Raw genomic sequence first — 8,328 nt, forward strand, 5'->3', positions numbered from 1 at the left:
AATTATTATCGAAACAAATTACGACTATATTTTAATAACTTTCAAAAAATTATTTTAATAATATCATTTACTTTTTCCTTTAAAATAAAAATAGATAATAACTGCACTAAAAAGCATTAAAATAGATGATAGAAAAAATGGTGCTCCTGAAAATTGGAATGGTGCTTTATCATGTGTAAAATAATAGAATAAATTTGTCATAATTGGAGGACCTATAATGGCAGTAACACTTATCAAACTGGCTAATATTCCCTGAAGTTCTCCTTGTTCATTTGGTGAAACATTTTTACTAATTATTGATTGTAATACTGGCCCACAAATACCTCCTAAAGAATATGGAATAAGAAAAAGAAACATCATCCAGCCTTGATCAGCAAATGCAAATAGTATCAGACCTAACGCATAGAATAATAACCCAGAATACAGACTTTTATGTTCACCTAATTTAGGAATAGTCCATCTTATTAGAACTCCTTGTACTAATGCAATTAATAAACCAAGTAAACCAAGTGATAAACCTACAGTTCTTTCTGTCCAATTAAATTTATACATAGTAAAAAAATGCCAATTACTCTGTACTGCATGAAGAGCTATATACACCAAAATTAAAGCAAAAACAAGATTTGATATTTTTGGTTGTTTCCTTAAAAAAACAAATATTCCTAGCGGATTTGTACGTTTCCAACTAAATGCTCTTCGTTTATCTTTTTTTAAACTTTCTGGTAATATAAACAATCCATAAAGAAAATTTACCATGCATAAAATAGCAGATACATAAAAAGGAACTCTTGATCCATAATACCCAAGTAATCCTCCTACTACAGGACCTATAATAAATCCTAAGCCAAAAGCTACACCTATTAAACCAAAATTTTTAGATCTATCTTTATCAGTAGATATATCGGCTATGTACGCACTAGCTGTTGAAATACTAGCTCCTGTAAGACCAGCAATAATTCTTCCAAAAAACAACCAACCAATGTTAGATGCAAATGCTAACAATATATAGTCTATGGTAAATCCAAAAAGAGAAATTAAAATAATTGGACGTCTCCCTTATTTATTTCATATTCTAAAAAATGAATTTGTGATTTCATGGATCCATTTACCATGAATCCTAATAATAGACCATCAAATAATCGACTATGACTTGTATATTTCTTCTTTGCATTATTTTGTTGACTAAGAATAACTATTCCTTCAGTCTTCTTTGAAGAATCAAGGTTATACAATTTGTAGACATTATCTAAAGTTATAAAAAGAGCCATTTACAAATATCAAAAAAAACTACAACTACAGCAAATGTTATAAACCACTCTTTTAAGATTATAAAAAGATTAAATCTATTGTATTTTTTTACGGAGAGTAAAAGATTATTTATTTTACAACAAAAGGAAAGAGATTCTGACAAACTCTCATCTTTCGTTTATGTTAATTTTTCCTTTCAGTTTTATTAAAATAAAATTTTCCAAAACTACAGAAAAAACAAAAACCTAATAGATAAATCTATTAGGTTTTCTTAGCGGAGAGTGAGGGATTCGAACCCCCGGAGGTGTGACCCTCAACAGTTTTCAAGACTGCCGCATTCGACCACTCTGCCAACTCTCCTTAACACCGTTTACTACGGTATTGCGAGTGCAAATATAGAATGCTTTTTGGTTTTTCCAAACTATAAAATGAAATATTTTTAATTTATTTTTTAATTAAATGATTTACAGATAAATATTTTTTTTATTTTTTTTAATAAAAAGGTCTTTTCTATTATTTATTACCAGTTTCTAATAGAAATATGCTTTGCAATAGCGATTGTAATGAAAATCCTTTTTGCGTAGCGTTCTAGTGAAATAAAAAGATTGGAAAGAGAAGCGTTGCACAAAGTGATTACCCAAAATATATTCATAAAAAAACATCTCAATAATGAGATGTTTTTTTTTATTATTTTTAAATAGAAATTCTAGAAGTCTTCTTCTGATCCTTTTAATTTTTCTGCGTTTTCTGCCATTTTCAATGCATCTATCATTTCTTGAATGTCTCCATTCATAAAATTATCTAAATTATAAATAGATTTATTGATACGATGATCTGTAACACGACCTTGCGGATAGTTGTATGTTCTAATTTTTGCAGAACGATCTCCAGTAGATACTAAAGATTTACGTTGTGCTGAACGCTCAGAATGTTTTTTCTCGTATTCTATCTCATATAATTTTGTACGTAATAATTGTAAGGCTTTTTCTCTATTTTTATGTTGAGAACGTGCTTCTTGACATACAATTACAATACCAGAAGGTTTATGTGTAAGTTGAACTTTAGTCTCAACTTTATTTACATTTTGCCCTCCAGCTCCTGATGAACGAGCTGTTTGGTATTCCAAATCTGCTGGATTTATAACAACATCTACTTCTTCTGCTTCTGGTAAAACAGCTACAGTAATTGCTGACGTATGAACACGACCTTGAGATTCTGTTTCAGGAACACGTTGCACACGATGAACACCAGATTCATACTTCATTGTTCCGAAAACTGCATTACCTTCTACTTGCATTACAAGTTCTTTGTAACCTTTTCCTGAAGCTTCAGAAGAATTTAATACTTCATGTTTCCATCCTTTTTCTTTGAAATACATAGAGTACATACGATAAATATCTTCTACGAAAATAGCTGCTTCATCCCCACCTGTACCAGAACGTAATTCGACAACAACGTTTTTGTCATCTTCTGGATCTTTAGGAATAAGCATCATTTTTATTTCCTCTTCCAAAGGAGGAATTGCATTAATTGCTTCGTCTTTCTCTATTTTAGCTAATTCTACCATCTCAGCATCAGATCCATCTGCAATGATTTCTTCTGCTTCTTCAATAGCATTAATATAGCCTTCGTATGTTTTTTGAATTTCTACAAAGTCTCTAAGATCAGAGTATTCTTTGTTTAATTTTGCGTAACGAGCTTGATCTGTAACAATATCTGGCTGGATGATTAAATCCGCTACCTCATCAAAACGTTGTTTGATTGCTCTTAATTTATCTAATAGACCTAAATCTGCCATAATCAATTATTGGTTTGCAAAGATACAAGTTATCAAGGTATTCTAAAAATTTGTATAAAAAAAACCGACGAAATTTCGTCGGTTTTCTTTAAATAATTTATTTTATTATCTTGTAAATAACATTTCGCGGTATTTTGTTAATGGCCACAAGTTGTTATCAATTAACTCTTCTAATTCATCTGAGTGATAACGAATATCATCAAATAAAGGTTTTACTTTATTAGCAAAAGCCTCTGCTTGTTTCTGATGATCAGCAATATCTTTTGCTTTTTTAGTTTCTTTCACTAATTTATCAACAGATGTTTTAATTACATTGATATGTTTAGAAATTACTTTAATTATATCAATTTGATCTTTAGCTAATTTTTCAAATTCAGAACCAAAAATTTCTTTTAAACCTTTTACATTTTCTACCAATACATTTTGATATTTTACTGCTGCAGGAATAATTTGAGATAATGCTAAGTCTACTAAAACATTAGATTCAATAGCTATTTTAGTTGAATATTTCTCTAATTTAATTTCATTACGAGCTTCAACTTCACGAGCAGAAAGAACACCTGTTTTTTCGTAAATCTCAATATATTTTGGATCCAACTCTAATTTTAAAGCTTCTGGAGTTGTTTTGTAATTATTTAAACCTCTTCCTTCAGCTTCTTTAACCCAATTATCAGAATAACCATCACCTTCGAATAAAATATGACGAGATGATTTTACATACTCACGTAATACATTGAAAATAGCTTCGTCTTTTGATAAACCTCCTGAAATTAAATTGTCAACTTCCACTTTGAAATCTTTTAATTGTTGAGCAACAATTGTATTGATTACTGTCATTGGCTCAGCACAGTTAGCAGCAGAACCTACAGCACGAATTTCAAATTTATTTCCTGTAAAAGCAAATGGTGAAGTTCTGTTACGGTCTGTATTATCTAATAAAATTTCTGGAATTTTACCTACAACGTTTAATTTTAATTCAGTTTTCTCTTGAGGAGATAATTTTCCTTCAGTTACTTTTTCTAATTCATCTAAAACAGCAGTTAACTGAGATCCAATGAAAATAGAAATAATTGCTGGAGGTGCTTCATTTGCTCCTAAACGGTGATCATTACCTGCTTCTGCAATCGCAGAACGTAACATATCTCCATATTCTGAGACAGCTTTTATTGTATTAATAAAGAATGTAAGGAACTGTAAATTCTTTTTTGGATTTTTACCTGGAGATAATAGATTTTCTCCTGTATCTGTAGATAAAGACCAGTTATTATGTTTTCCTGACCCATTAACTCCAGCAAAAGGTTTTTCGTGAAGAAGAACTTTAAAATCATGTTTTTTAGCAATACGTCCCATTAAATCCATTAATAATGAATTATGATCTACTGCTTGATTTGCCTCTTCGAACATTGGTGCACATTCGAATTGATTTGGAGCAACCTCATTATGACGTGTAGTAATTGGAATACCTAATTTCATAGATTCTACTTCCAATTCTTGCATGTAAGCCATCACACGCATTGGAATAGCTCCAAAATAATGATCGTCTAATTGTTGTCCTTTAGCAGGAGAATGTCCTACCAAAGTACGACCTGTTAATTGTAAGTCTGGGCGCGAGTTGTATAAATTTAAATCAACTAGGAAATATTCTTGTTCCCATCCTAAAGTTGATTGTACTTTTGTTACATTTTTATCAAAATATTTAGCAACATCAGTTGCTGCATCATCAACAATTTGTAATGCTCTTAACAATGGAACTTTATAATCTAAAGTTTCTCCTGTATAAGAAATAAATACTGAAGGAATAAACAATGTTGTCCCTATAATAAATGCTGTAGATGTTGGATCCCAAGCAGTATATCCTCTTGCTTCAAATGTATTACGAATACCTCCATTTGGAAAAGATGATGCATCTGGCTCTTGTTGAACTAATGCAGAACCTTCGAAAGTATCAATTGCACGTCCATCTTCTGTTGGACGAAAAAATGAATCATGTTTTTCTGCTGTAGTTCCTGTTAATGGTTGAAACCAATGAGTAAAGTGTGTAGCTCCTTTAGAAATTGCCCAATCTTTCATTGCAGATGCAACTTGATCAGCAAATTCACGAGGAATTCTTGTTCCTTTTACCTTAGCAGACATGATAGCTTTAAATGCTGGTTTTGGCAAATATTCTCTCATAGTATCATCAGAAAATACATTTTGACTGAACAAAGTAGAAAGTTTTTCTGTTATAATAACATTTTCTGCTTGTTTATTCACTGTTTTCTCTAATGCTTTAAATCGTAATGTAGACATTAAGTATTTGTTTTTTGTTTGACTAAGCAAAAATAATATAAAAACAAATACACACCCTTATTTTTTTAAGGGTTAAACTTATTTTTTAGTGTTTTTTAAAAAACATCCCCAAAATAGAGAGCTCTAATAACTTTAAAATAACAATTTATTAACTTTAATTTATAAAAAAAGCTGCTTTAACATTAGTTAAAGCAGCTTTTAGACACTCATAATATAAAAAGTTCTTGGTCTATCTGAAACGATCTACTGATTTTACAAGGTCATCATCCTTCTTAATCATCCGATTGGCAATTGACAGAAGCACAATCGAAGCTAAAGGAACCAATGCCCAAATACCTTTCTCAGAATTTCCTTCTCCAGGTAAGTTGAGTAAACTGTATACAAAAGAACCAATTAATAAAACATTCAAAATAATATTTAACCAATCTAGCTTTATTTGTAAGCTACGCTTTTTATAAAGCATAATTGTTAAAAATGAAATTAAAGCAGAAAAGAAAAAAGCTAATGAAAAAATATAATTTCCTTGTTCTGGATTTGACAACCAATCTAATTTAATATCAAATAATTTGTCAAAATTTGTGGCGAATATACTAGAGATTATTCCACTTAAGAATAAATATATACTTTGCTTTCTTTGTATCATTTCTTAAATTTCGAATACAAATATAATTTTTTTTTTTGATTTTTTATAATTATTCGTACTATTGCATAAATAAATCTCAAATTTATCGCTTTATAACAATTCTATTGTTATGATTCCCAATTACTTTATTGAATTAAAAAAATAAAACAAATTAATACCTTAGTTATAGGATTATGTTTGATATCAAAGAATTAAAATCACTAAAATTACCTGATTTACAAAATGTTGCCGAGCAATTAAAAATAGATGGGTATAAAAAATTTAAAAAAGGTGAATTGCTTGATGCTGTACTAGCATTTATAAACTCTCAACCAAAAGCTGAAGAACCAAAAGCTGAAAAGCCAAAGTTAAAAGAATCAAAAGCTAAGGAAAAAAAAGTTGCCAATGAATCTACTCCAGTAGAAGAAAGTGACAAACTACCAAAAGACAATAAAAAAAGAAAAAGAGTTTCTAGTCCTGAAGTTGAAGAACAGCCAAAAGTAAACGAACAAAATAAAGTTGAAGAGAAAAACTCTGAATCAACTGAAAAAGTTCAAAAAACAGAAGAGACAAATCCTAGAATAAATAAGTTTCAAGAACGATCTAACAAAAGTCAAGATCTTCGAAAAAACAATCAGAACAACCAAAATAATCAGAAAAAAAATAATCAATCTGATAGAAATCAAAACGATAATCATCATCAAAATAACCAAAATCAAAAAAATAAATATCGCGCTGCGAATTACGAATTTGATGGAATTATAAACACTGAAGGTGTTCTAGAAATTTTACCTGACAACAATTACGGTTTCCTTCGTTCTTCTGATTTTAATTATTTATCATCTCCTGATGATGTTTATGTTTCTCAATCTCAAATTCGTTTATTTGGTCTAAAAACTGGAGATACTATTACTGGAGAAGTTCGTCCTCCAAAAGAAGGTGAAAAATATTTTCCTTTGATCAAAATAAAAGAAATTAATGGTCGTACACCAGATTATGTACGTGATCGTATTTCTTTCGAGCATTTAACTCCTCTTTTTCCTAACGAAAAATTTAATCTTAGTAATTCTAAAGCCTTATCTAATCGTGTTATCGACTTATTTACTCCTATAGGTAAAGGACAACGTGGTATGATTGTAGCACAACCAAAAACAGGTAAAACATCGCTTTTAAAAGATATTGCTAACGGTATTGCACAAAATCATCCTGAGGTTTATTTAATTGTTTTATTAATTGATGAACGTCCAGAAGAGGTTACAGATATGAAACGCTCTGTAAACGGAGAAGTTATTGCATCTACTTTTGATGAAGAAGCTAATCGCCATGTAAAAGTTGCAAATATTGTTTTGGAAAAAGCCAAAAGAATGGTAGAATGTGGACATGATGTTGTAATTCTTTTAGATTCTATTACTCGTCTAGCAAGAGCATACAACACTGTTTCTCCTGCATCTGGTAAAGTTTTATCTGGGGGTGTAGATGCAAACGCATTACATAAACCAAAACGTTTCTTTGGTGCCGCGCGTAACATAGAGAATGGAGGTTCTTTAACTATTATAGCAACTGCATTAATTGACACTGGTTCTAAAATGGACGAGGTAATTTTCGAAGAATTTAAAGGAACTGGTAACATGGAATTACAATTGGATCGTAAGATTGCAAATAAACGTATTTTCCCTGCTATTGACCTTGTTAATTCTTCTACTCGTAAAGATGATTTATTATTAGACGACAAAACACAGCAACGCATGTGGGTTTTAAGAAACCATTTATCAGATATGAATCCTGTAGAAGCTATGGAATTTTTACATAACAGAATTAAAAACACACGTAACAATGACGAGTTTTTAATTTCTATGAATGGATAAAATTTAATAAAAACATAAAAGCTAAAGAGCCATCTAAAATTATTTAGATGGCTTTTTATATATTTTTTATTTTCTTTAGGGCAATCCCCTACGGGTCGCACTTTTTGTTCCCAATCTTTACTAGCAAAGAAAAGGAAAATATAAAAAAATACTAAGATGCTAGCAAAGAATTTCCACTTCAATTGCTATTGCATTAGAGATTGAGTTGTTAGTTGTTAGTTGTTAGTTGTTAGTTGTTAGTTGTTAGTTGTTAGTACAAATTTAAAATGTGTAATTAAGAAACATTTTTAATAAAAACTTATCATCTATATTTTCATTACTTTTTAGTTAAGTACCAAATTGCGACAAGGATTGTAGTGACATCCTTTTATGAGCGATTAGCGAACAAAAGATATAGCGGAAAGCCTGTCCAGTCGCCCAAAAATAAATTATTATTAAAATAAAAAAAGCCCAAGAAAATAAATTCTTGAGCTTTTAGTACCTCAGGCGGGACTTGAACCCGCACG

At 30.3% G+C, this 8,328-nt stretch carries 5 protein-coding genes, 1 tRNA gene and 1 pseudogene; 1 reads left to right on the forward strand and 6 read right to left on the reverse strand.

Going from position 1 to position 8,328, the window contains the following annotated elements; translation table 11 throughout:
• Positions 1–63 precede the first annotated feature (63 nt).
• From RT575_RS14900 to RT575_RS14925, 6 genes and pseudogenes are all read right to left on the reverse strand, one after another.
• Positions 64–1,056 (reverse strand): annotated as a pseudogene (locus RT575_RS14900) (TCR/Tet family MFS transporter); the annotation flags it as partial.
• Complete coding sequence (locus tag RT575_RS14905) at positions 1,035–1,268, reverse strand: hypothetical protein (protein ID WP_313581923.1); 234 nt, start codon at positions 1,266–1,268, stop codon at positions 1,035–1,037. The gene RT575_RS14905 and the pseudogene RT575_RS14900, both read right to left, overlap by 22 nt.
• A gap of 255 nt (positions 1,269–1,523) precedes the next feature.
• Positions 1,524–1,608, reverse strand: a tRNA-Ser gene (locus RT575_RS14910).
• A 346-nt stretch (positions 1,609–1,954) separates the two neighbouring features.
• Positions 1,955–3,046, reverse strand: coding sequence for a peptide chain release factor 1 (gene prfA / locus RT575_RS14915; RefSeq protein ID WP_313386979.1), 1,092 nt, complete (start codon positions 3,044–3,046; stop codon positions 1,955–1,957).
• 105 nt (positions 3,047–3,151) lie between these two features.
• Positions 3,152–5,335 carry a glutamine synthetase III gene (locus RT575_RS14920; RefSeq protein WP_313386978.1) on the reverse strand — a complete coding sequence of 728 codons (2,184 nt, stop codon included), beginning with the start codon at positions 5,333–5,335 and terminating at the stop codon, positions 3,152–3,154.
• A gap of 229 nt (positions 5,336–5,564) precedes the next feature.
• A complete protein-coding gene (locus tag RT575_RS14925; protein WP_313377145.1) occupies positions 5,565–5,978 on the reverse strand; it encodes a DUF4293 domain-containing protein in 414 nt (137 codons plus the stop codon).
• A 173-nt stretch (positions 5,979–6,151) separates the two neighbouring features.
• Between RT575_RS14925 and rho the strand changes: the two genes are divergently transcribed.
• Positions 6,152–7,822, forward strand: a complete 1,671-nt coding sequence (gene rho, locus RT575_RS14930; RefSeq protein ID WP_313386977.1) for a transcription termination factor Rho — start codon at positions 6,152–6,154, stop codon at positions 7,820–7,822.
• Positions 7,823–8,328 lie beyond the last annotated feature (506 nt).

This window comes from Chishuiella sp., assembly GCF_032109125.1.
In the GTDB taxonomy this organism is placed as follows: domain Bacteria; phylum Bacteroidota; class Bacteroidia; order Flavobacteriales; family Weeksellaceae; genus Empedobacter.